At 71.3% G+C, this 21,526-nt stretch carries 22 protein-coding genes and 1 tRNA gene; 11 read left to right on the top strand and 12 right to left on the bottom strand.

Annotated elements, in window-relative coordinates:
• The 3 genes from PHZ_RS17985 to PHZ_RS17975 form a co-directional block, all read right to left on the bottom strand.
• On the bottom strand, nt 1-312 hold the full coding sequence (locus PHZ_RS17985; protein WP_049758332.1) for a hypothetical protein: 312 nt from the start codon (nt 310-312) through the stop codon (nt 1-3).
• 171 nt (nt 313-483) lie between these two features.
• Complete coding sequence (locus tag PHZ_RS17980) at nt 484-885, bottom strand: Zn-ribbon domain-containing OB-fold protein (RefSeq protein ID WP_041373684.1); 402 nt, start codon at nt 883-885, stop codon at nt 484-486.
• 2 nt (nt 886-887) lie between these two features.
• Nucleotides 888-2,081 (bottom strand): thiolase domain-containing protein, encoded by a 1,194-nt coding sequence (locus PHZ_RS17975; protein WP_012523792.1) that lies wholly within the window; start codon nt 2,079-2,081, stop codon nt 888-890.
• Nucleotides 2,082-2,250: 169 nt separating this feature from the next.
• Here PHZ_RS17975 and PHZ_RS17970 point away from each other — a divergent pair, with 169 nt between their 5' ends.
• From PHZ_RS17970 to PHZ_RS21920, 5 genes are all read left to right on the top strand, one after another.
• On the top strand, nt 2,251-2,715 hold the full coding sequence (locus PHZ_RS17970) for a PaaI family thioesterase (protein WP_041373683.1): 465 nt from the start codon (nt 2,251-2,253) through the stop codon (nt 2,713-2,715).
• The gene (locus PHZ_RS17965; RefSeq protein WP_049758331.1) at nt 2,712-3,134 is read left to right on the top strand and encodes a PaaI family thioesterase; all 423 of its coding nucleotides are present in this window, start codon (nt 2,712-2,714) and stop codon (nt 3,132-3,134) included. The genes PHZ_RS17970 and PHZ_RS17965 overlap by 4 nt, the downstream gene beginning before the upstream one ends.
• Before the next feature lie 88 nt (nt 3,135-3,222).
• Nucleotides 3,223-3,312: transfer RNA gene (locus PHZ_RS17960), tRNA-Ser, on the top strand.
• Between the two features lie 1,147 nt (nt 3,313-4,459).
• Entirely contained in the window at nt 4,460-4,996 is a 537-nt protein-coding gene (locus tag PHZ_RS17950) for a glycosyltransferase (protein ID WP_041373682.1), read from the top strand.
• A 43-nt stretch (nt 4,997-5,039) separates the two neighbouring features.
• On the top strand, nt 5,040-5,873 hold the full coding sequence (locus tag PHZ_RS21920) for an FkbM family methyltransferase (RefSeq protein WP_012523788.1): 834 nt from the start codon (nt 5,040-5,042) through the stop codon (nt 5,871-5,873).
• Here PHZ_RS21920 and PHZ_RS17940 read toward each other — a convergent pair.
• Nucleotides 5,849-7,513 (bottom strand): ATP-binding protein, encoded by a 1,665-nt coding sequence (locus PHZ_RS17940; protein ID WP_012523787.1) that lies wholly within the window; start codon nt 7,511-7,513, stop codon nt 5,849-5,851. The genes PHZ_RS21920 and PHZ_RS17940 overlap by 25 nt on opposite strands.
• Nucleotides 7,514-7,594: 81 nt before the next feature.
• Complete coding sequence (locus PHZ_RS21915; protein WP_049758329.1) at nt 7,595-8,185, bottom strand: BLUF domain-containing protein; 591 nt, start codon at nt 8,183-8,185, stop codon at nt 7,595-7,597.
• A gap of 535 nt (nt 8,186-8,720) precedes the next feature.
• Between PHZ_RS21915 and PHZ_RS17930 the strand changes: the two genes are divergently transcribed.
• Both PHZ_RS17930 and PHZ_RS17925 read left to right on the top strand, forming a co-directional pair.
• Nucleotides 8,721-9,752, top strand: a complete 1,032-nt coding sequence (locus PHZ_RS17930) for a protein-glutamate methylesterase/protein-glutamine glutaminase (RefSeq protein WP_148217003.1) — start codon at nt 8,721-8,723, stop codon at nt 9,750-9,752.
• Entirely contained in the window at nt 9,749-10,582 is an 834-nt protein-coding gene (locus PHZ_RS17925) for a CheR family methyltransferase (RefSeq protein ID WP_012523784.1), read from the top strand. Before PHZ_RS17930 ends, PHZ_RS17925 begins: the two co-directional genes overlap by 4 nt.
• A 138-nt stretch (nt 10,583-10,720) precedes the next feature.
• On the opposite strand, the gene PHZ_RS21910 is transcribed toward PHZ_RS17925, so the two are convergent.
• The 3 genes from PHZ_RS21910 to PHZ_RS17910 are packed head-to-tail and all read right to left on the bottom strand — an operon-like array spanning nt 10,721 to nt 16,696.
• Nucleotides 10,721-13,129 carry a methyl-accepting chemotaxis protein gene (locus tag PHZ_RS21910; RefSeq protein WP_012523783.1) on the bottom strand — a complete coding sequence of 803 codons (2,409 nt, stop codon included), beginning with the start codon at nt 13,127-13,129 and terminating at the stop codon, nt 10,721-10,723.
• Between the two features lie 49 nt (nt 13,130-13,178).
• Nucleotides 13,179-13,727, bottom strand: a complete 549-nt coding sequence (locus PHZ_RS17915) for a chemotaxis protein CheW (protein WP_012523782.1) — start codon at nt 13,725-13,727, stop codon at nt 13,179-13,181.
• Complete coding sequence (locus PHZ_RS17910; protein WP_236611852.1) at nt 13,724-16,696, bottom strand: chemotaxis protein CheW; 2,973 nt, start codon at nt 16,694-16,696, stop codon at nt 13,724-13,726. The genes PHZ_RS17915 and PHZ_RS17910 overlap by 4 nt, the downstream gene beginning before the upstream one ends.
• A 358-nt stretch (nt 16,697-17,054) precedes the next feature.
• On the opposite strand from PHZ_RS17910, the gene PHZ_RS17905 reads away from it, so the two are divergent.
• Genes PHZ_RS17905 through PHZ_RS17890 form a run of 4 tightly spaced genes read left to right on the top strand, consistent with a single transcriptional unit; the run spans nt 17,055 to nt 18,868 of the window.
• The gene (locus PHZ_RS17905; RefSeq protein WP_012523780.1) at nt 17,055-17,441 is read left to right on the top strand and encodes a response regulator; all 387 of its coding nucleotides are present in this window, start codon (nt 17,055-17,057) and stop codon (nt 17,439-17,441) included.
• A 1-nt stretch (nt 17,442) separates the two neighbouring features.
• Nucleotides 17,443-17,790: a hypothetical protein gene (locus PHZ_RS17900; protein WP_012523779.1), complete on the top strand. Its 348-nt coding sequence runs from the start codon at nt 17,443-17,445 to the stop codon at nt 17,788-17,790.
• A 25-nt stretch (nt 17,791-17,815) separates the two neighbouring features.
• Complete coding sequence (locus PHZ_RS17895) at nt 17,816-18,391, top strand: response regulator (protein ID WP_012523778.1); 576 nt, start codon at nt 17,816-17,818, stop codon at nt 18,389-18,391.
• A 9-nt stretch (nt 18,392-18,400) separates the two neighbouring features.
• On the top strand, nt 18,401-18,868 hold the full coding sequence (locus PHZ_RS17890) for a hypothetical protein (protein WP_012523777.1): 468 nt from the start codon (nt 18,401-18,403) through the stop codon (nt 18,866-18,868).
• A gap of 15 nt (nt 18,869-18,883) precedes the next feature.
• Here the strand turns inward: PHZ_RS17890 and PHZ_RS17885 are convergent, their stop codons facing one another.
• The 4 genes from PHZ_RS17885 to PHZ_RS17870 all read right to left on the bottom strand — a co-directional run bounded on the left by PHZ_RS17885 (nt 18,884) and on the right by PHZ_RS17870 (nt 21,516).
• Complete coding sequence (locus PHZ_RS17885; protein ID WP_012523776.1) at nt 18,884-19,156, bottom strand: usg protein; 273 nt, start codon at nt 19,154-19,156, stop codon at nt 18,884-18,886.
• 132 nt (nt 19,157-19,288) lie between these two features.
• Nucleotides 19,289-19,660: a hypothetical protein gene (locus PHZ_RS17880; protein WP_012523775.1), complete on the bottom strand. Its 372-nt coding sequence runs from the start codon at nt 19,658-19,660 to the stop codon at nt 19,289-19,291.
• Nucleotides 19,661-19,672: 12 nt separating this feature from the next.
• On the bottom strand, nt 19,673-20,950 hold the full coding sequence (locus tag PHZ_RS17875) for a nicotinate phosphoribosyltransferase (protein WP_012523774.1): 1,278 nt from the start codon (nt 20,948-20,950) through the stop codon (nt 19,673-19,675).
• Complete coding sequence (locus PHZ_RS17870) at nt 20,947-21,516, bottom strand: NUDIX domain-containing protein (protein ID WP_012523773.1); 570 nt, start codon at nt 21,514-21,516, stop codon at nt 20,947-20,949. The genes PHZ_RS17875 and PHZ_RS17870 overlap by 4 nt, the downstream gene beginning before the upstream one ends.
• Between the last annotated feature and the right edge of the window lie 10 nt (nt 21,517-21,526).

Below are 21,526 nucleotides of genomic sequence, written 5' to 3'. Positions count from 1 at the left end.
CTACTGCGGCGGGGTGGTGGTGGAGCCGGTCGTGCCCGTGCCGTCGGTCGGCGGCGGGGTCGTGGTGGGGGGCGGGGTCGTCGCGCCCATCGTTCCCGTGGTGTCGCCCATCGTGCCGGTCGTCCCGGTCGTGTCGCCCATCGTCCCCGGGGCCGGAGCGGGAGCCATGGCGCCGGTGTCGCCCATCGTGCCGGTGGTCGCCGCATCGGCGGGCGGCGCGGTCACTTCGGCGGGCTCTTCGGTGCGCTGCTGGCAGGCGGCGAGGCCGGCGGCGGTCGCGATCGCGGCGACGGTGATCAGTCGAAGCTTCACTTTCAATCTCCCTGAACCGTAACCCCCCGACCGTGACGCCACTCTATACACAAAGCGGCCGTCGCAAAATCGTGAATTGGCGCAAGGTCTTCTACTTTGATGACCGCTCCAGGTGATCGAATACTCATTTGATGGGTCGGGTCCACGCGGCTTCGATCTTGGTCGCCGCCCTTAGGCGGGGGCGAAAACCGGCGCCGGCGGGCCTTCGCCCTCGGTCTCCTGGAAGCGCACTTTCACCCGCATGCCGATCCTCAGGTCCTCGGGCGTCACGTCCACGATGTTGGTCAGCACTCGGGGGCCCTCGTTCAGGGTGACGTAGGCCAGGGCGTACGGGCCGGTCGGCGAGCGGCGCATGATGGAGAAGCTGTAGACCTCGCCCTCGCCGGGGCTTTCCTCCCACACCGTCGCGTCCGAGGCGCAGAAGGGGCAGATGGTCCGCGGATACCAGTGGGCCTTCGCGCACGCCGTGCAGCGCTTGATGAGGAAGCGTCCCTCGGAGGCGGCGTCCCAGAAGGGCTTGCTCTCGACGGTGACCGGCGGGGCCGGGATCGGCCGGCTCATGACCTCGGACATGCTCAAGCCTCCCGTTCCAGGATCACGGTCGCGGAGCCGTGGCGGATCCCCAGCGAGCCGCCGGTGCCGTGGGCGATGGCCAGGTCGCAGTTCGGCGCCTGCACCTTCGGATGAGCCTCGCCGCGCAGTTGGCGCACGGCCTCGATCACCTTGGTCATGCCGCCGCGGTTGGTGGGGTGGTTGTTGCACAGGCCGCCGCCGTCGGTGTTGAAGGGCAGCTTGCCGACGCCGGAGATCAGGTTTCCGTCGGCCACGAACCGGCCGCCCTCGCCCTTGGCGCAGAAGCCCAGGTCCTCCAGCTGGATCAGCACCGTGATGGTGAAGCTGTCGTAGATCGAGGCGTACTTGATGTCGGCGGGCGTGACGCCGGCCTCCTCGAACGCCCGCGGCCCCGACCACACCGCCCCCGAATAGGTCAGGTCGAGGTCCCCGCCCATCTGCCCCTTCGGCGCCTCGCCGGCGCCCAGCACGCGCACCTTCGGCCGGTTCAGGCTCTTCGCGATCTCGGGGCTGGTCACCACCAGGGCGCCGCCGCCGTCGGTGACGACGCAGCAGTCCAGGAGGTGCAGCGGATCCGAGATCATCCGCGAGTTCACCACCTCCTCGACGGTGACCACGTTCTTCAGGAAGGCGTGCTCGTTCCACTGGGCGTGGTGGCTGGCGGCCACCTTGATCCAGGCGAGCTGTTCCGAGGTCGTGCCGTACTCGTGCATGTGGCGCATGGCGGCCATGCCGTAGGTGTTGTGGGTCGAGCCGCCGTAGATGTGCTCGAAGCCGGCTTCGGGCGGGCCGTCCGACAGCCCCGTTCCGCCGCCGCCGGGCCGCATGCTCGCGCCGGGCCGGTTGCCGCCGTTGCGCGGCCGCCCGGCCAGGGTGATCAGCGCGACCCTGCACTTGCCCGCCGCGATCGCCTGGGCCGCGTGCCCCACGTGGGCGATGTAGGACGAGCCGCCCATCTCGGTGGAGTCCAGGTGCCGGACGTTGCGCAGGCCCATGTAGTCGACCATCGACAGGCCGCCGAACCCAGGGGCGTCGCCTGCGCAGAAATAGCCGTCGACGTCCGCGAACGAGAGGCCGGCGTCCGCCAGGGCGCCGCGGGCGCTCTCGGCGTGCAGCTGTGCGGTGGTCTTTTCCGGCGCATCGCGCGTGGGGTGCTCGAACGCCCCCATCACATAGGCCTGGCCCCTGATGCTCATGCGCCTCCCCAAACCCGGCTTTCGAAGGATCGGACGAGGGCTTAGCGCGCCGGGCCTCAGGCCTGCAATCGTGACGGCGGGGAACCCGCGCGCGAAGGGGCTGACGCCAGGTCTTGGTTTCCGCAAGGTCCGCTTCCTACCTCGACCGTGAAGGCGTGGGGGAATCACGATGAGCGAGACAGCCGAGCCCGGGTTCGCGACGATCCGCGAACGCATCCATGCAGGCCTGAACGGCCAGGGCATGCTGCACCACCTGGACGTCCGCATCGACGAGGTCGCGCCGGGGCGGGTCGTGCTGTCGCTCCCGTTCCGCAAGGAGGTGGCCCAGCAGAACGGCTTCTTCCACGGCGGGGCGATCGGCTTCCTGGTGGACGACGCCACGGCGGCGGCGGCCGCGACCGTCGTGCGCGACGGCGAGACGGTGCTCACCGCCGAGTACAAGATCAATTTCGTCGCGCCCGGCGTGGGCGAGCGGCTCGTCTGCCGGGCCGAGACGATCAAGGCCGGGCGCACGCTGATCCCCGTGGAGGCGCGGGTCTATGCGGTGAAGGACGGCGTCGAGACGCTCTGCGCGGTGGCGCTGGCCTCGATGGCGGTCCGCGCCTTCGACCGATTGAAGGGAGGCCAGGCATGATGGACGGCGATTTGGCGGCGCAGTTCGCCGAGCGGCAGAAGGGCACGCTGCCGGGCGAGCTCGGCCTCGAATGGGAGGAGGTGGCGAACGGCCGCGCGCGGGGCCGCTTCACGGTCCGCAAGGGGCACACGGCCCCGAACGGCTTCCTCCACGCCGCCTCGGTGATCGCCCTCGGGGACTCCGCCTGCGGCTACGCCTGCATGGCCTCCGCGCCCGAGGGGGCGAGCGGCTTCACGACCATCGAGCTGAAGGCCAACTATCTCGCCACCGCAAAGGAGGGCGAGGTCGTCTCCTGCGAGGCCCGGCTGGTCCACGGCGGGCGCATGACCCAGGTCTGGGACGCCGAGGCCAGGAACGAGACCACCGGCAAGACCATGGCCCTGTTCCGCTGCACGCAGATGATCCTCTATCCGAAGTGACGCAGCCCCTTGCGGAGCCGAGGGCGGATGAGTAGGTTCCGCCGCTCACTCGGCAGGCCCCCTCCGCGGACGGCCTCGCACCCGGCTCGGAGAGGTGGCTGAGTGGTTGAAAGCACCGCACTCGAAATGCGGCATACTCGCAAGGGTATCGAGGGTTCGAATCCCTCCCTCTCCGCCATCTCCTGAAGACCATCGATCAGGATCGGCTCTCTCCCGCAGGGTCCAATGATCCACGCCGCGCTCAGCTTCACGCCCGACACCTACGGCCTGAAAGGCCGAGCGCTGGGGCGGCGGGTGGCGAACGCCGCATTCCTGCGGGCCGCCGTGCAGGCCACTGCCCCAGCCGGGGGCGGCGCGCCGGTGACCGGCTACGGCTACGAGGACCACCACGGCCCCGAGTTCGCGAGCGCGGTCCGGGCGATCGACCCGGCGGCCGAGGCGCGGTGGCTGCTGACGACCGACGTCGAGGCCCTGGCCGCCCAGGGGGTGATCCACCGCCTCGATCCCGGCGTGCAGGCCGAGGTCTGGACCCGCGCCTGGACCGGCGTCGGGCGCTATTCGATCACTGCGGTGGCGCATACGGTCTTCGACCGCCTCGCCGACCTCGCCCAGCTGGTGCGCGAGCCCCTCATGCCCTGGGACGCGCTGGTCTGCCCCTCCCGGGCGCTGCAGTCGGTCGTCCGCGAGGTGTTCGCCGCCGAATGCGAGTATGCGCGCTGGCGCTACGGCGCGGCGGCGGAGCCCCGGCTCCCGCAGCTTCCCGTCATTCCCTTGGGCGTCCATTGCGACGACTTCGCGCGCCTGCAGGAAGGCCGTGCGGCGGCGCGGGCGGCGCTCGGGCTGGCTGAGGACGAGGTCGTTGCTCTCTTCGTCGGACGGCTGTCGCTGATGTCGAAGACCCATCCAGGGCAGACCTACCAGGGCCTCGCAGCCGCAGCCGCGCGCGCCGGCGCCCGGGTGGCGCTGATCGAGTGCGGCTATCCCAAGACTCCAAACGACGAGGAGGCCTTCCGCACCGGCCCCGCGCTGCTCGCACCCGGCCTGCGCCGGATCTCGGTCGACGGAAACGACGCGGCGGCGCGGTCGCTCGCCTGGTCAGGCGCCGATCTGTTCGTCTCGCTTTCGGACAACATCCAGGAGACCTTCGGCCTGACCCCCTGGAAGCGATGGCCACGGGCCTGCCGGTCGTCGCCAGCGACTGGGACGGCTATCGCGACACGGTGCGCGACGGGGTGGACGGATTCCTCGTCCCGACCTGGGCACCCTCGCCGGGTCTCGGAAACCACCTGGCGTTCGCCCATCAGGGGCGGACGATCACAGACGACATGCTCAGCTGGGGCGCGGCGGCCGCCACCTCGGTGGACGCCGAGCGGCTCGTGGCGGCGCTGGCCGAGCTGATCGCCAGTCCCGGGCTGCGGCGCCGCATGGGCGCGGCCGGCCAGGCGCACGCCCGCGCGATCTTCGACTGGTCGCACGTCTACGCGGCCTATGGCTCCCTGTGGGCGGAGCTGGACGCCCGCCGCCGCACCGAGGGCGGGGACGTCCAGACCCCGCGCAGCGGCGGGCAGCTCGAGCCCTTCACCGCCTTCGCGAGCTACCCAACCCGTGCGATTTCCGGCGAGACGACGATCGCGTTGCGGCCGGAGGCCGACCCCGCCGCCTACCGCGTGCTCGCTGGGCATGCGCTTTATCCAGGCGGAGCCGCCGCGGCCGGCGCGGTTGCGCCGCTATGGGGTCTCCTCGAGCAGGGGCCGCTGACGGCGGCTGCGGCGGCCGAGGCGCTGGGGCGGCCCCTGCGCAGCGTGGTCAACGCGGCCGGCGTCTTGGCCAAGATGGGGTTCGTGACGCTGGGGCCCGGCTGACGCCGGAGATTGCCAGCCGGCGGCGCCGTGTTATCCGAGGGCGATGCTGGACTCCACGATCGCCTACGGGCTCACCTTCCTCGTTCCGGCCGGCGACAGGGCCATCGGCCTGTCGCTGCGGCTGTACGGCGAGTTCGCCCGGCCCGAGGTGGACTTCCTGCTCGCCTGCGCCGGCGAGCCGGGCGTGTTCATCGACGTGGGGGCGAACGTCGGCGCCATTTCCCTGCCGTTCGCCAGGCGCCGGCCCGACTGGCGGGTGATCTCGATCGAGGCGCACCGCGGGCTCGCCGGGCTGCTCACCGCCAACGCGCTCAACAACCAGCTCTACAATGTCGAGGCGATCCACGCCGCCGCCGGGCCGAAGGAGGGTCTGGCGCGGTTCCCGGCTCCGCCGCTGGACGCATCCCTGAACTTCGGCGGCGTCGGTTTCGGCTTCGACGCGCCGAAGGAGACGGTGCGGATGCTGACGCTGGACGACCTCGCGCCGCCCGAGACCCGGCTCGTGAAGATCGACGTCGAGGGTTTCGAGGCCCAGGTCCTGGACGGCGCCGGCGGGCTCATCGAGAGCCGCCGGGCGATCTGGCTGATCGAGGCGGCGGGGCGCGATCGGGAGGCGCGGGCCTCGACCATCGGCCGGTTTCAGGCGGCGGGCTACGACGTCCACTGGTTCTACGCCCCATTCGCCACCCCCGCCTCTCCGAAGGGCAAGCCGGGCAATCCGGTGGTGGGCGACGTGAACGTGGTGGCGACGCCGCCGGGCGTTACGCCGCCCTGGCCGCTGCAGCGGGTGCAGGACCCTGGCGAGCCTGCGCCGCCCAGCGTCGCGGGCTACGACTACCTGCTGTCCTACGGTTATGCGCCGCTGACGCCCGGCTGAGCCGCCGCCGCGTTCAGGGCCTCGACCAGCCGGTCCACCTGCACGGGCTTGGCCACCACGTCGTCCATGCCGGCGTTCCGGTACTCGGCGATCTGGTGCTGCATGGCGTTGGCGGTCAGGCCGACGATCGGCGTGCGCGGCCGCCCTTCGGCGGCCTCCCGGCGGCGGATCACGCCGGTGGCGGTCGGTCCGTCCATCTCGGGCATCTGGACGTCCATGAGGATCACGTCCCAGGGTTCCCGCTCCCAGGCCGCCACGGCGGCGCGGCCGTCCGGGGCCACGGTGGCGGCGACGCCGAGCTGCTCCAGCAGGGTCTTCAGCACCACCTGGTTGACCGCGTTGTCCTCGGCGACCAGCACCTTCAAGGCGGTCTCCCGCGGGGTTGGCGGCGGCGGGGCGGCGGTCGGCGGGGCTGGCGCGCGGGCGATGCGCTTCAGCGGCAGGAGCACGGTGAACGTTGCGCCCTCTCCGGGCGCGCTCTCGACGCCGATCGAGCCGCCCATCATCTGGGCCAGGTCGCGGCAGATGGCGAGGCCGAGCCCCGTGCCGCCGAACCGCCGGGTCGTCGAGGCGTCGGCCTGCTCGAACTTCTGGAACAGGCGGGCGGCCTTCTCGGGCGGAATGCCGATGCCGGTGTCCTGGACGACGAGCGACAGCGCCCCGCCGCTGCGGCCGACCGTGACCCGCACCGACCCGGCCTCGGTGAACTTGAGCGCATTCGAGATCAGGTTGTGCAGGATCTGCCGCACCCGCAGCGGATCGCCGCGATAGACGCCGCGGGCGGCGGGGGCGACGGCCACCTCGAACGCCAGCCCCCTGGCCTCGGCGACGGCGACGAAGGTGGCGTGGGCGCCGCGGGCCAGCTCCTGGATGTCGAACTCGGCGTCCTCGAGCTCCAGCTTGCCGGCCTCGATCTTCGAGAGGTCCAGGAGGTCGTTGAGGATGGCGAGCAGGCTCTCCCCGGACTGACGGATCACCTCCAGCCGCTCGCGCTGGTGCGGCGGCAGGTCCTCCATCGCCATGGCCTGGGCCATGCCCAGCACGCCGTTCAGCGGCGTGCGGATCTCGTGGCTCATCGCCGCCAGGAAGGCGCTCTTCGCCTGGTTGGCCGCCTGGGCCTCGGCGGCGGCGAGGGCGAGGGCCTGTTCGGCCTCGCGCCGGTCGGAGACGTCGCGCAGCAGGGCCGTGTAGATCTGGCCCTTGGAGGTCATCAGCTTCGAGAGCCCCACCTCCAGGGGGAACACCTCGCCGTTGCGACGCAGGCCGAAGATGTCGCTGCGATCGCTCATCCGGCGGCTCTGCGCCTCGCCCGCCGCGAAGGCCTCGACGTGCTTGCGGTGCGAGGCCCGCAGGGCCGGCGGGATCAGGCGCTCGATCGACTGCCCGACCATCTCGTCCGCCGACCAGCCGAAGGCCGCCTCGGCGCCGGGGCTGAACACCAGGATGCGCAGCCGGGCGTCCAGCACGACGATGCCCTCGGACGAGATGTTGAGGATCCCGTTGAGCACGTCCTCGAGATTGTCGTTCAGGCCGGCGCGGGCGGCGAGCGCGCGCCGCAGGGCCGCGCCCATGCGCCGGCCCCGCTGGCTCAGGACCTGCCGGATCGCGCCGCGGGTCTTGGGAGGATCGGAAACGCTCACGAACTCTACTCAGCCGATCTGGGGCCGTTGTGGCCAGCACCCTAGGGACGAATGCGCGCAAGCGCCGGGATGTCGGCTCGCTCAGGCCGCGGGGCGGGCGCTGTCCAGGCCGCCTGCGCCGGCGCCGTGCTGCAGGTCGCGCAGGATGCTGAGCAGGCCAAGGGAGGAGGCCGGCGTCAGGGTCTCGGGGCGGAAGCCGTCGCGCATGGCCGGCTCGCCGGCGAAGGCCTCGTCGTCCGGGCGGAAGACGCCGCAGCAGAGGCTCCAGTCGCCGAACTGCCGCACCGCCGCCGGCCGGTTCTCGATCAGCCGCAGATCCGTGTGGCGCCGGTCCGAGGAGACGGCGCCGTAGACCTGGCGCACCGACTCCTTCGGCCCTTCCAGGAGCTGGAGGAACCAGCCGTCGCAGACGAGCAGGGCGCCGGTCACCCCCAGCGCGGCGTTGCACGCCCGGCCCGCCTGGAGGATGTCGTCGAGGACGCCGGCCATGTCCGCCGCGGTCTCGGGCGTCGCCGCGCTGGCGTAGATCAGCCGCTGCAGGGCGGGCGCCGGACGCTCGTCGGTCCGACGCGCCGGCGCCACCAGCGTCGCCGGCGGCGGGCGCAGACCATGGCCGCCGACCGCGGGGCGGCAGACCCCGACGCCGCCGTCGGCGCTGCCCTCGAAGAACACCCCGATCGCCTCGAACGCCCGCGAAGATGGCGTTCAGCGTCCGGACGTTGGCGTCCACCGGCCCGCGGATTCGCTCCAGACGCTTGATCGTCTCGAGGCTGAGGCTGCTGCGCCTGGCCAGCTCGGCCTGCTCGATGCGCGCCAGGGCCCGGGCGGCCCGGATCTGTTCACCCGTCAGCATGAGCGAACGGAACGGCATGCTACCTCCAATATATGTCAATACACTTCAGGTGTAATTTACCCCGTAGGTGCAACGACTTGGGTCTACGACCTCATGCTTACCCATATTGAGGTTTTGTATATGCACATACTAGCTAGACACGATTTCCGGAGTCGCCCCACCAATCAAGGGTTGCCGTGGGTTAACTAATAATTCGCGCGACAGGCACAGATTTGACCTGTGCGATTGCTTGGTTTTTCCCTTGATCGCGCGAGGCGGAACGATATTCGGCGACCGTTGGTGCGGATCGCCAGGAGGAGTGGGGACTTGTCAGCAGGTGCGAACGCCGTGGCTTCCGACGTCCGGGCGCGCGTCATGGTTGTCGACGACTCGGCCGTGGTGCGCGGCCTGATCACCCGGCAGCTCGAATCGGATTCTCGGCTGGAGGTGGTCTGCACCGCCTCCAACGGCGAACTGGCGCTGCGCGAGCTGGCGCGCCACCCGGTCGACGTGGTGGTGCTCGACATCGAGATGCCGGTGATGGACGGCCTCACCGCGCTCCAGCGCATCGTCGCCGAGCACCCGGGCGTGCGCGTGATCATGGCGTCCACCCTCACCCTCCGGAACGCGGAGATCAGCCTGAAGGCCCTGCAGCTCGGGGCCTCGGACTATGTGGCCAAGCCCGAGAACGGCCTCGCCGGCGCGCAGGAGTTCCAGCGCGAGCTGACCTCCAAGATCCTGGCGCTCGCCCCCCGCCGAGCCCGGCCCGCGCCCGCGCCGGCCTCGCCCGCCGCCCGCCGTCCGATCGTCCCGGCCCTGCGGCGGACCCTGCCTCAGGTCCTCGCCATCGGCGCTTCGACGGGCGGGCCGCCGGCCCTGCTGCAGGTCTTCGAGGCGCTGAAGGGCGCCGTGCGCCTGCCCATACTGCTGACCCAGCACATGCCCGCGACCTTCACCGCCCTGCTGGCCGAACAGATTGGCCGGGCGGGAGACCGGCCCTGCGCCGAGGCCCGCGACGGCGAGCCGGTCGTCCCCGGCCGGTGCTACGTCGCCCCGGGCGGCTGGCACATGACCGTCGAGCGCGAGGGCGCCGGCGTGTTCATCCGCCTGAACCAGGAGCCGCCCGAGAACTTCTGCCGCCCGGCGGTCGATCCGATGCTGCGCAGCGTCGCCCAGGCCTACGGACCCGCCGCGCTCGCGGTGATCCTGACAGGTATGGGCTCGGACGGCGCCAAGGGCTGCGAGGCCATCGCCGCCGCCGGCGGCCGGTTCATCGTCCAGGACGAGGCGACCAGCGTGGTCTGGGGCATGCCCGGCGCGGCCGCCGCCACCGGACGGGCCGAGGGGGTCTTGCCCCTGTCCGAGGTGGGGGGCTGGATCCGCCGTGCGACCGAGGTGGCGGCATGACCGGTCCTGACTTCGAGCATTTCTGCCAGCTGATCCGGGCCCGCTCGGGCCTCGTGCTGACGCCCGAGAAGGCCTACCTCGTCAACAGCCGCCTCGGGCCGGTGGCCCGGGCCGAGGGCCTGGCGGGCGTGCCCGAGCTGCTGGCGCGGCTGCGAGCCGGCGCGCCCGAGCCGCTGATCCAGCGGTGCGTCGAGGCGATGGCCACGCACGAGTCGTTCTTCTTCCGCGACGGCGCGCCGTTCGAGCAGCTGGCCAACCGCCTGCTGCCCGAGCTCATCGAGGCCCGTCGCGCGGTCCGCACACTGCGGATCTGGTGCGCCGCCTGCTCGAGCGGCCAGGAGCCCTATTCGGTGGCCATGGTGCTGCAGGAGGCGGGAGCGCAGCTCGGCGGCTGGCGGCTGGAGATCGTCGCCACCGACATGTCCGAGCCGATCCTGTCGAAGGCCCGCAGCGGCCTCTACAGCGACTTCGAGGTCAACCGCGGCCTGTCGGAGGAGCGCCTGAAGCGCTGGTTCACCCGCGAGGGCGGCTCGTGGCGCATCGCGCCCCAGCTGAAGCAGATGGTGAGCTTCCGCACGCACAACCTCCTGCACGGCGTGGGCGGCCTGGGCATGTTCGACGTCATCTTCTGCCGCAACGTGCTGATCTACTTCGACGTGGCCCAGAAGCGGACCATCCTCGCCGAACTGGCCCGCAGCCTGGCGCCGGACGGAGCCCTGTTCCTGGGCAGCGCCGAGACGGTGATCGGGATCACCGACGCCTTCACGCTCTCGCCCGCCGCGCGCGGGCTCTACCTGCCCAGCTCGGCGCGCCTCGCCCGCTCGGCCTGAGCCGTCGACGCGTCCTCGCAAGCCCCGCGCGTCAGGCGCGGGGCTTTTTCGTGCGGCCGCCGCGGACCAAAGAAAAGCCCCGCAGCCCGGAGGCTGCGGGGCGTCTTCCCGGGCGGCGCGGCCGGAGCCGCCGTGGCCCTACTTCTTCATGAAGGCTTCGATCTCGGCCCGCAGGGTGTCCAGCTCCTCGGCCTTGGTGGCCAGGGCGTTGGTCGCCCCCAGCATGTCGGAGGCCGACTGCGAGTTCTGGGCCGCCGCGTCGGTGACGCCCGAGATGTTGGCCGAGACCTCCCGGGTGCCGGAGGCCGCCTCCTGCACGTTGCGGGTGATCTCCTGGGTGGCCGCGCCCTGCTCCTCCACCGCCGAGGCGATGGCGGCCGAGGCCTCGTTGGCCTGCTCGATCGTCCGGCGGATGCTCTCGATCGCCGAGACCGCCGCGTTGGAGGCCTTCTGGATCGAGCCGATCTGCTCGGCGATCTGCTTGGTCGCCTTGGCGGTCTGGTCGGCCAGGTTCTTCACCTCCGAGGCCACGACCGCGAAGCCCTTGCCCGCCTCGCCGGCGCGGGCCGACTCGATGGTGGCGTTGAGGGCCAGCAGCTTGGTCTGGGAGGCGATCTCCTGGATCAGGCCCACCACCTCGCCCACCCGGTCGGCCGAGTCGGCCAGGCCGCGCATGGTCTCGTCGGTGGCGAGCGCCTCCTCCACCGCCTGGCGGGCGATGCTGGACGACTGCTCGACCTGGCGGGTGATCTCCTGGATCGACGCCGACAGCTCCTCGGCCGCCGAGGCCACGGTCTGGACGTTCGAGGAGGCCTCGTCCGAGGCGGCGGCCACCGCCGCGGCCTGGTTGCTGGTCTCCTCGGCGCTGGCGGCCATGGTCTGGGCCATGCCGCGCATGTTGTCGGCCGCGTCCGCCACCTCGCGGCTGAAGTCGTTGACCCGGCCGATGAACCGCAGCTGCTCGGTGATGACGCTCCAGCTCAGCATGACGCCGATGTAGGCGCCGCTGTCGCTCTTCAGGGCCTGGACGTTCAGGTCCATCATCTCCTCGCCGAGCTTGATCGTCGCCCGGTGCGGGAGGTTGTTCGGATCGGCCAGCAGCCGGCGCTGCATCTGCGGGTTCTTGTGGAAGATGTCGATCGACTCGCCCAGCAGCTTGTCGGCCGGGACCGGGATCAAGCTCTGGAGGCCGCGCAGGGTGTCGATCGTGCGCTTGTTGACGTAGTTGATCCGCAGGTCCTGCGGCTCGCAGACGATGACGTTGAACGGCGCCTGGTCCAGCACGCGGCTGAGGCGGTCGTTCTCCTGTTCGCGCAGCACCTGCTCGGTGATGTCGGTGGCGTACTTCACGACCTTGAAGGGCCGGCCCGAGGCGTCGAGGATCGGGTTGTAGCTGGCCTGGATCCAGATCTCGCGGCCGCCCTTGCCGATCCGGCGGTAGCGGCCGGCGTCGTACTCGCCCCGGCCCAGCTTGTCCCAGAACGCACGGTACTCGGGCGAGGCGCGCAGCTCGGCGTCGACGAACATCGAGTGGTGCTTGCCGCGCACCTCGTCGGCCGTGTAGCCGACCGCGCCCAGGAAGTTGGCGTTCGCCTCGATGATGGTGCCGTCCAGCTCGAACTGGATCACCGCCTGGGCCTTGTCGATCGCCGCCAGCTGGCCGGCCGCGTCGGCGGCGGCGAGCTTCTCGGCGGTGATGTCGGAGGCGTACTTCACCACCTTGTACGGCTTGCCCGACGCATCGAAGACCGGGTTGTAGCTGGCCTGGATCCAGATCTCGCGCCCGCCCTTGGCGATCCGCTTGTACTGGCCGGCGTCGAACTCGCCGCGGCCCAGCCGGTCCCAGAAGGCGCGGTACTCGGACGAGCTGCGCTCGGCCGGATCGACGAACATCGAGTGGTGCTGACCGCGCACCTCGTCGATCGTGTAGCCCAGGGCGTTCAGGAAGTTGTCGTTGGCGTCCAGGATCTTGCCGTCGACGCCGAACTCGATCACCGCCTGCGATCGGCGGATCGCGTCGACCTGCCCCTTGTAGTCCTCGAGGAGCGCCTGGAGGTCGGTCGAGCCTTCCGCCGCCTCCCACCGCTCCTGAACCGCGCGCGCCACGGCGTTGCTGCCGGCCATCTCGTCCTCCGTATCCCGATTGAGCACATCGGCGCGGGCGGATTCCGCCAGGGCGCCGGCTTCAGCGATGTCGTCCTCGGCCGCCCCGAGCTCCCGCAGCGTCTGGGCGAGGTGCCCGACCACGGCGTCGAAGTGGCTGTCGTCCAGCCCGGCGGCGACCAGCTTCCGGTGGCCGAGCCGCAGGTTCTGGCCCGTGTAGGTGTTGGGCCCGCCCATCAGCATGGTCAGGAACGCCTTCTGGCGTCCCGCCTGCCGCACCATGTCCACGCCCTGGAAGAACCGGTTGATCCGGTCGTCGGCGAGGACCTTGGCGTAGAAGAGCTCCACCGCCGCATCGACCGCCGGGGCGCCGCCCAGGCGTTCGAACAGCGTGGGCGGCTCGACGGTGCTCGCCTTGCGTACGGCGGCCGATTTGCTGGCCATCACTCCCCCTCCCGTTGGATGGTCCCAAGTAGGTCGCGTGCGACCGGGCTCATGCCGCGGTCTCCACGGGTTCCGGTTCCGGCTCCCTGGCCGGCGTCGCCTGACCGCTCGCGGTGGCGGCCGCCGGCGGCGCATGGCGGCTCAGCGCCAGCACCTCCTCGACCTTCAGGACCAGCAGCAGCTCGCCCTCCAGGCGGTAGAGGCCGCTGCACAGCCCCCGCCACTCGCTGGACAGCGTGATCGGCGGCGGCTCGTGCGAGGACTGGGGCAGCCAGAGGACGTCGCCGACGTCGTCCACGAGCAGGGCGTAGAGCTCCCCGTTGCGCTCGACGATCACCGACATGAAGCCGTCGTCGGCGCCGCGCGGCTCCATGCCGAGGCGCCGGCGCATGTCGATCGCCGTGACGATGCGGCCGCGCAGGTTCAGCGAGCCGGCCACCTCGGGCGGGCCCAGCGGCACGCGGTTGATGGCGGTCTGGGCGATCACGTCCTGCACCTGCAGGACCGGCACGCCGAACGCCTGGCGTCCGATCCGGATGGACACCAGGCCCTCGGCGGCGCCGTCGGCCGGCGCCGCCGCGTCGTTCCCGAAGCTCATGCGGCCCCCTTCATCTCGTCGAGCGCGCCGGACACGGCGTCCAGCAGGGTGGTGGTGTCGAGCCCGCCGGCGCCCGCGGCCTTGAGGTTGTGCAGCGCCAGGCTGAGGAGGGGCGTGCGATGCCACTCGGGCGCCTGGGCGAACGCCTTGGCGAAGGCTTTCATGTCGGGCTCGCCCGAGCTCGTGTCCGCCATGATCAGGTGGAAGTGCTCGCCGCTCTCGTAGAGGCCGAGGGCCGCCTCGGGGTCGGTGGCGACGGTCACGTCGTAGCCCGCCTGGGCCAGCAGCGGCCGGAGCAGCAGCTGGGAGAAGGGGCTGGAGTCGATGACCAGCAGCCGCTTCATGCTGGCGGGACCGGCGGCCGGGCCCGCGGACGTCGCCTGGCCGGCCGGCCGCGCCGGCTCGTCGTCGTTCACGGCCCGGGCCCAGTAGTAACCGACGTCGATCAGCTCGGTGGCCTTGCCGCCGATGATCAGGCTGCCCGCCGCGCCCTCGCCGCGCGATCCCAGCTCGGATTCGGTGGAGCTCTCGACGATGTCGACGATCTCGTCGACCAGCAGGCCGACGGCGCGGTCCTCCTGGGCGAACACCAGCAGGGGGCGGCGGCCCTCGCCTTCCCAGGCCGCCGCCGGCTGGGCGTCGACGCCCAGGACCGGCATCAGCCGCCCACGGTACTGGACCACCGCGCGGCCGTCGACGCGCTCGATCTGGTCGGCGGCGAGCTCCTCGATGCGCGAGACGGTGGCCAGCCGGGCGGCCTTCAGCGTCTCGTTGGCGGCCCGGAAGACCAGCAGCGCCTCGCGGGACGTCGAGCCCGCGCCGCCGAGGGCGTCGGCGTCGTCCTGGGCCAGGGAGCCGGTCTGGCCGGCGCCGGCCTCCAGCGAGATGCCCTTGGGGTCGAGGATCAGGATCACCGACCCGTCGCCCAGGATGGTGGCGCCGGAATAGAGCTTCAGGTGGCGCAGCACCGTGGCCACGGGCTTGACCACGATCTCCTCGGTGTCGAACACCCGGTCGACGATCACGCCGAAGGTGAAGGCGCCCACCCGGGCCACCAGGATGCAGGTCTCGTTCGACGGTTCGCCCACGGGCTCCAGGCCCAGCAGGCTCTGCAGCGAGACCAGCGGCAGCAGCCGGTCGCGCAGGCGCAGCACCGCGCTCCCGTCGATGTACTCGATGGCGTGGCCCGAGGCGCCCGAGGCGCTGACCAGCTCGACGACGGCGGACTGCGGCATGGCGAACCGCTCGCCGCAGCACTCCACGATCAGGGCCGAGACGATCGTCAGCGTCAGCGGAATGCGGATGGTGAACCGGGTCCCGCCGCCGTCGGTCGCGCCCACTTCGATGGCGCCGCCGATCTTCTCGATGTTCGTGCGCACCACGTCCATGCCGACGCCGCGTCCGGAGACGGCGGTCACCTGCGAGGCGGTCGAGAAGCCGGGCAGGAAGATCAGCTGGCGCGCGTCGGCGTCCGACATCTGCTCGGCCTGGGTCGGCGTGATCAGGCCCGAGGCGAGCGCCTTGGCGCGGATCTTCTCGGCCGAGAGCCCGCGGCCGTCGTCGGCCACCTCGATCACGATGGCGCCGCCTTCGTGCCGCGCCTGCAGGGTGATGCGTCCGGTCTCGGGCTTGCCGGCCGCGCGCCGCTCGGCGGGCGTCTCCAGCCCGTGGTCGGCGGCGTTGCGGATCATGTGGGTGAGCGGATCCTTGATCAGCTCCAGCACCTGGCGATCCAGCTCGGTCTCCTGGCCCAGCATGACGAGGTCGATGCTCTTGCCGAGGTCCTGGGCGAGGTCGCGGACCAGGCGCGGCAGCTTGGCCCAGGCGCCGCTGATCGGCTGCATGCGGGTGGTCATCACCCCTTCCTGCAGCTCGCTGGTCACCTGGTTCAGGCGATTGAGCGGGGCGGCGAAGGGGCTTTCGGGCTCCAGGCGCAGGGTCTGGATGAGCTGGTTGCGGATCAGCACCAGCTCGCTGACCACGGTCATCAGGTGTTCCAGCGCATCGACGCTGACCCGGATCGTCTGGGCGGGGCCGGCGGCCTCGCCGCCGGCGGCGGGGGGCGCGGAGCGGGCCGCCGGCGCGGTCGCAGCCACCGGCGCGGGGCTGGCCTCCAGCGCGGGCTCCGGGTCGGGCGCGGACGAGGCTTCGGGTTCGGCCTCGGCCAGCGCCGGTTCCGGGTCCGCTTCGGCCCGGGGTTCCGGGGGCGGGCAGGCGAGGCTCCGCAGGGCCGCGATGGCGGCGGCGTCCACCTCGAGGTCGGCCAGCGCCGCGGCGGCCACGTCGAACACGGCGCCCACCGCTCCAGCGTCCACGGCGCCGTCGGCGACCTGGGCCAGCGCCCGGGCCAGGGCGTCGCTCGCCTCGCCCTTGCGGGCGATCCCGCAGAGGCCGTCGCGAACCGCGGCCAGCAGCCGGTCCGTGTCGGCGCGGGCGAACAGGCCGCCCAGCCGCGCGTCGTCCCGCAGGCGGGCCAGCGACATCTCGGCCGCGGCGTCCAGCGTCGCGTCGCCGCCCAGCTGTTCGATCAGGCTGCGGGCGTCCTTCGCCGCCGGCTGCGGCGCCTCGGCCGTCGGCGCGGCGGCGGCCGGTTCATCCCCTGCGGCGGTCTCCATGACCGCCTCCAGGCGGCCGATGAGGGCGCTGTCGTCGCCTTCCGGCTCGGCGCCCGTGGACGCGAGCGCATCCACCAGCGAGCGGATCAGGTCCACCGTGTCGAGAACCGCGGAGACGGCGGTCGGCGTCACCGGCACGACGCCGTCCCGGAAGCCGCCGAGCACGTTCTCGGCCGCATGCGCGACCGTCTGCAGGCGCATCAGGCCCAGGAACCCGCACGTGCCCTTGATGGTGTGGATGAGCCGGAAGATGCCGCTCAGGGTCTCGGGGTCGTCGGGCTGCTGCTCGAAGCGCACGAGTTCGCTGTCCAGCGCTTCGAGGCCCTCCCGGGTCTCCGCGATGAAGTCGCTCACCAGATCGTCCAAAGCCGCCCCCGCTGGAATCACAGCCTTCCCGGTGTCCCAAAGCGAGGCTGAAGCGGTTAACGGAAGCCTAATCCGGAAGTAAAAGTGGCGGTGAAATGAAGATATCGCGCGGGACGCGTACCGATTTCACGTGGAAGCGCGCGAGCACCATCGGTCTAGTTCATCGATTGCGAGGCTGATGATGCGCCTGTAGAGCTGACAAATGCTCTTCAGGTGCAATTTGATAACTGAAACGGGACGGGTGCGACCCACACTTATAAGTAATGTTACCGTTTATTAGTCACTTTGCGAGACTCGTTTGCAGGACAGGCGCCCCAGTGGCGACGGCTCACAGCGAGGGACGCGGATGGCGGTCGACAAATCGATGAACGTGCTGGTGGTCGACGACTACAAGACGATGATCCGGATCATGCGCGGCCTGCTGGAGCAGCTCGGCTTCCGGAACGTCGACGACGCCACCGACGGCCCGACCGCGCTCGAGAAGATCAAGCACAAGGACTACGGGCTGATCCTGTCGGACTGGAACATGCAGCCCATGACCGGCTACGACCTGCTGAAGGCCGTCCGCGCCGAGCCGCGGACGAAGGACGTGCCGTTCGTGATGGTCACGGCCGAGGCCAAGACCGAGAACGTCATCGCCGCCCGCCAGGCCGGCGTGAACAACTACATCATCAAGCCCTTCAACCTCGCGGTGTTGAAGCAGAAGCTCACGACCGTCTTCGGGGAGCTCTGACATGGCGGAGGCCGAGGCGCGCGCGATCATCGCCAACGTCCGCCGCGAGATCGAGGAGGCCGCCGACGCCATGCTGGCCGCCGCCGAGAAGGGTCTGAAGGACGTGCAGGCGGCGCGCGACGGCGACGCCTCGGCGCTCGACGGCCTGGAGCGGATGCTCTGCGCCATCCTCGAGGCCTGCGCCTTCCAGGACCTGACGGGCCAGCGGCTCGCCAAGCTGGACGCGATGATCGGCGATGTCGCCCTCGGCCGGTCGGAAGGCGACCCCCTGTTGAACGGCCCGGCCCTGGCGGGCGAGGGGCTGGACCAGGCCGCGGCCGACGCCCTGATGGATTTCGACAAGCCCTAAGGACCGGACCCCCGCAGGCGGATGAATGAGGATGCTGTCGTCGTCGACTCGCCTGGATCTGCGGAAGGCCAAGGTCCTGCTGGTGGACGACAATCCCCAGTCGCTGGAGCTGATGAGCCAGGTGCTCGTGGGCTTCCGGGTGGGGCGGATCGCCACCTGCCGTTCGGCCGAGGAGGCGCGCGAGACGGTCGCCGCGGTCGCCTACGACCTGATCATCATCGACGGGGAGATGCCTGAGGAGGACGGGATCTCGCTGGCCCGGCACATCCGCAGCCAGCGCGAGGCGCCGAACTTCACGGCCCCGATCGTGGTGGTCAGCGGCCACACGCCGGTCGAGAAGGTGACCACCGCCCGCGACGCCGGCGCGAACTTCGTGGTCAAGAAGCCGATCGCGCCCGGCGTGCTGCTCAGCCGCATCGAATGGCTGGCCCGCAACTCGCGCCAGTTCGTCACCACCCAGTCCTATTGCGGACCCGACCGCCGGTTCAAGAACCAGCCCCTCCCGGGCGACGTCGCCGAGCGGCGGTCGGACGCGATCGCGCTGACCGCCAACCCTGAACGGGCCATGTCCCAGGACGAGGTCGATTCGCTTTTTGGCTAGGAGCCGCCGATGACCGTGGCCCGCATCTTCACGCCCGAGAACCGGCTGGCGAAGATCCTCGAGGCGATCCAGGCGCCGACGGCGGCCGAGCTGATCGCCGACGCCGAGAGCCGCGTCGAGGCGCTGGGGGACGCGATCCGGACCTACGTCGCCGAGAAGCTGGAGGAGATCCGCGCCTTCGCCGAGCAGAGCGAGGACGTGCTCTTCGCCGAGTGCCGGACCCTGGGCGAGACGGCGATGAACGTCGCCGAGGTGGCCGGCGCGGCGGGCCTCGAGGCCGTGGGCGAGGTGGCGCGGGGGATCAGCGCCATGGTCGACAACCTGATCTCCAGCGGCGTCTGGCACACCGACGCCCTGCGCCTGCATCTCGACGCGCTGGCCCTGGTCAACGCCTCGGGCGGCGGGATGACGCCCGAGAACGAGGTGATCCTGATGCGCCTGCGGGGCATGCGCGAGGCGGTGGGCGTGGTCGAGTAGACCGCCCCGGGCCGCCTAGTGCAGCCGGAACTCGGCGCCGATGGCCTTGAGCTCGGCCGGCCGGATCAGCTTCTGGTGGCCGACCGTCACCTTGAACAGCGGGCCCTCCAGGCTGGTCTCCCAGAAGCCCAGGAACTTCTTCAGCACCGGGAATTCCGGGAAGACGTCGTAGTCCTGCCAAATGTAGCTCTGCAGCAGGGCCGGATGGTCGGGCAGCCGGTAGAGGATCTCCGCCGTGGTCAGCCCATAGCCTTCGAGCTGCTTCCGGAATTCGGGCGACGCTTGCATCACGCGACCTCGTCACTGTGGATCCGAGCGCCGGCGCATCGCCGTGCGCACCACGAGGATATGCGTGATTCTGGTGAAAGTTCCGCTAATTCAAATTGTTAGCACTCAGCATACGGAGCTGCTGCCAAGCGCTCAGGGCCGGAACAGCCGCGGCTCCAGCCTGACCCTGACCGGGGCGTCCAGCGGCCGCCAGCCGTGCTGCCGGATCACGTCGTTGCTCTCGACCGCCCGCCGGCCGTCCGCCAGCGACCAGGTGATGTGATAGGTCGAGCCGTCGGGCCGGTCGGTGGTCCCGGCGATGCGCACCACCATCGCCTGCACGCCCCGGCCGTCGTCGGCCTCGCCGACGATCTCGCCGGACGTTTCGGTCGGCAGCGCGGGCTCCGTCGGCTCGAAGGCCAGGGTCACGTGGTCGGCCACCGCCCGCGCGTACCTCGCCGGGAAGCGCGCCAGCAGCGCCTCGCGCTCGCCGCGGTCCAGGGCCCAGCCGACATAGACGCCCATCGCCGCCGCCTCCTAGACGACGGGCCGCCGGGCCATGTGGCCCTCGGTCCCGAACACGCGCTTGTAGCGCTCCACCTCGGCCGGATCGCCGGTCGCCTTCTCGGGATTGTCCGACAGCTTCACCGCCGGGCGACCGCCCGCCTCTGTCACCTTGCACACCAGCGAGATCGCCTTCAGCCCGGGCGCCTCGGCGCAGCCTTCCAGGTCGTTGGTCAGCCGGGTGCCCCAGCCGAAGCTGACGCCGACCCGGCCGTGGAAGCGGGCGTGGAGCTGCTCGATCCGGTCGACGGTCAAGGCGTCGGAGAAGACCAGCGTCTTCTCGCGCGGATCGCGGCCCATCGCCCCCCACCAGTCGATCAGGGCCTCGCCGGCCTCCAGGGGCGGGGCCGAGTCGGGCCGCACGCCGGCCCAGTCCGCGACCCAGTCCGGCGCCTCGCGGAAGAACGCCGCCGATCCGAAGGTGTCGGGCAGGACGATGCGCAGCGGCTGCGGGTAGAGCTGCGCCCATTCCTCCAGCACGCGGTAGGGCGCGCGCTTCAGGGCCGCGTCGTCCGGGGCGAGGGCGGCCAGCACCATCGGCAGCTCGTGGCCGTTGGTGCCGACCGCGGGCATGTCCAGCGTCCGGGCCAGCAGGACGTTGCTGGTGCCGCGGAAGGCCGGCCCCAGCCGCTCGCGCAGCACCTCCAGGCAGGTGCGCTGCCAGGCCAGGCTGTGCCGCCGGCGGGTGCCGAAGTCGCTGAGGGCCAGGCCGGGGAGCGCCGCCAGCCGCTCGGCCTTGGCCTCGAGTCGTCCGAGGGCGCAGCGGTAGAGGGTCTCGCGACCCGCCCCTCCCGGCGCCTCGCCCAGGGCGTTCACGACCCGGCGCGCCCGCAGGGCGGTGACGACCGCCAGGGCGGGGATCTCCCACAGCGTCGTCTCGGCCCAGGTCCCGTGAAACGCCAGCGCGATCTGCCCGTCCCGCGCCTCCAGCGCGTACTCGGGCAGGCGCAGGCCCGCGAGCCAGGCCAGGAAGTCGGGGGCGAAGAGGTCGCGGCGGCCGTAGATCTCGGCGGCGCCCAGCCAGGCGAGCTCGTCCGCGGCGAACCTCAGGCTGCGGACATGGTCCAGCTCTTCCCGCAGCTCGGAGAGGTCGATCTCGTCCGCGATCCGGACGCTGCGGCTGCGGTTGACCAGCGAGAAGACCACCGGCACGTCCGCGTGCCGGCGCCAGATCAGCTGCAGCATCAGGAGCTTGTAGAGGTCGGTGTCCAGCAGCGAGCCCACCGCCGGCCGGTCGGGCGCGCGGTTCATGGCTCGAACAGCTCCGGCCGGCGCACCTTCAGGGCCAGGATCAGGGCCAGGGTCTTCAGGTCCTCGATCCGCCGCTGCTCGACCCAGGTCCAGAGCTGGGCCAGCGGGACCTCCTCGACGGTGATGTGCTCCTGCTCCTCGGCAAGGCCGCCGCCGTCCCCGACCCGGTCGGCCGTGGAATAGGCCGCCAGGAACAGGTCGATCCGTTCGCTGGAGACGCCGGGGGAGGAGAACGGCGAGCCCACCGCCTCCAGCCGGCCGAGCTTCACGCCCGCCTCCTCCAGGGCCTCGCGGGTCGCCGTCTCCTCGGCGTCCTCGTTCTCGACCATGCCGGCGGGCGCCTCGAGGAGCTCGGGCGGCCCGCCCGCCCAGATCACCGGCGGCCGGGGCAGGTTGACCATAAGGGCGCATCGCCGCTCGGGGTCGTACGGCAGCACGGCGGCGGCCCGCCCGTGGTGCTCGATCTCGCGGGTGAACGTGCTTCCGTCCGGGGCGGCGAGGGTGGCCAGCATCAGGGTGGAATAGCCCTGGTGGATCGTCTCGACCTTGCGAAGTTCGACCGGCATCCGCGCTCCT

The organism is Phenylobacterium zucineum HLK1 (genome assembly GCF_000017265.1).
Taxonomy (GTDB): Bacteria; Pseudomonadota; Alphaproteobacteria; order Caulobacterales; family Caulobacteraceae; genus Phenylobacterium; species Phenylobacterium zucineum.
The sequence above is the reverse complement of the archived record's forward strand: the minus strand, read 5'-3'. Positions and strand labels throughout refer to the sequence as shown.